Source organism: Flavobacterium nitrogenifigens (assembly GCF_003254565.1).
GTDB lineage: Bacteria > Bacteroidota > Bacteroidia > Flavobacteriales > Flavobacteriaceae > Flavobacterium > Flavobacterium nitrogenifigens.
In genome coordinates, this window is sequence record NZ_QJRI01000130.1 from 1 (window position 1) to 1,530 (window position 1,530).

Genomic DNA, 1,530 nt, shown 5'->3' on the forward strand with positions numbered 1-1,530 from the left:
GGTTTTGAAAACCTGTCGGGTTGTATTTATGCTAAATCTCTTTATCTAATCGAAACGAATGGCTTTAACTGGAGATATTTTTGGTTACTCACTAAAAAAAATCTCATCCATCCGATCCTCCCTTCATCAATTTAAACCATAAAGAAACTCCGTATAAATTTCATATTCATAAAAACCAGACTGTTTTGCTTTTATTTCATAGACCGCTATCAGCCTCAACTTCAAGAACACCTCCAACCTCACACAAGCCAACACTCTATCATCTAGCCATAACTTAAAACATACAACATTACAAACAAAAAAGCCTTTGCCTTAGAACCAAAATGTTTACTGTCCCATCTTGAGCAGTCCTGAAAAAGATTAACTTGATTATGATTAAAATTAATCTAAACGAAACAAGATTACTGATTAAGAACAAAATCTGGGGAGGAATATCAAAATAAAATCAGAAATCTGCAGTCTAAAAATTAATATATGCCTTCTTTAGAATTTTTCAAATTTATGCTTCCCGACCTTTTAGTAGATCACTTTGCAGTGGTTTCTACGAGTAACACCAAAGAAGTATCACATCTGTATTTTATAAAAAAAGCTCCACAAGAATTTAGCTCTTTTGAACTAGCCTTCAAAGTATTTTTTGACGCTATTACAATTCAGGATTTTCCTTTGAGATAAGTTTGTGCATTTACAAATCAAAAGACGTCGTTGAACCAATAAATCCAACGGAGAGATTATTTAAAGAGATTGGATTTTAGTATCAAAAGGAAGTCGAATTACTCAGGAATTTACATTTTTTTTTAAGAAACCAATAGATAATACTACCACAGACCTCCATCCTATTGGAGACTTTTTTAAAGTTAACAAAAAGAAACTTTAAAGCCAATATAAAAACATTTACGTCCATTTTACACATAAGTACCACACCAACATACTCACTGGTGCATTATTTACCCTCAAAATATAAGCACCCATTTATCCATTAAGGAAGTTACTTTGCCTCAAGACAAACTTTATGCCATCGCGACCACAAGAAATCTAAAAGCAAGAAAGGTTTTTTAGTAATTGCTATTGCCGAAACAAAAGCCGATCAAGTTATAGAGCATATCAGCAGGATTGATTATAAAAAAAGAGCTTTTCTTGACATGGCTAATTCTATGAAATGAATCCCAAAAAGATGTTTCCCAAAGGATACGCGGGTTACAGGCAGATTCCATGTCCAAAAATTAGCTTTGGAGGTTTTGCAGAAAATCAGAATCAAGCATCGATGGGAAGCTATGGATTTTGAGAATCAATTAATTCTGCAGGCAAAATCAGAAAACAAAATATACATATCACAACTTTTGCCTAACGGAGATTCTGTAAGACAACTATCAGACAGAAGCAGGCACCTGTTTTATAAATCTCGAGAAAAATGGACCCAAAGCTAAAAAGAAAAAGTACAGATGAAATTTTACTTGTATACTGATACAAAACCTTCGAACTGCTCCCATTTTTATAAAATAAATCTTGTCACAAATTTTATCCTCTTCAATA

The 1,530-nt window shown here is 32.9% G+C and carries 2 protein-coding genes; both read left to right on the forward strand.

The genetic code is table 11. The annotated features are described in order from the left end of the window. The first annotated feature begins 474 nt into the window (after nucleotides 1–474). Nucleotides 475–672 carry a hypothetical protein gene (locus DM397_RS23880; protein ID WP_149229139.1) on the forward strand — a complete coding sequence of 66 codons (198 nt, stop codon included), beginning with the start codon at nucleotides 475–477 and terminating at the stop codon, nucleotides 670–672. Nucleotides 673–1,226: 554 nt separating this feature from the next. Beyond that, nucleotides 1,227–1,424, forward strand: coding sequence for a hypothetical protein (locus DM397_RS24200; protein ID WP_394364549.1), 198 nt, complete (start codon nucleotides 1,227–1,229; stop codon nucleotides 1,422–1,424). Nucleotides 1,425–1,530 lie beyond the last annotated feature (106 nt).

Excerpts from the sequence above, each read along its gene's own strand:
- DM397_RS23880 (WP_149229139.1), top strand. The coding sequence starts at position 475 with ATGCCTTCTTTAGAATTTTTCAAATTTATGCTTCCCGACCTTTTAGTA.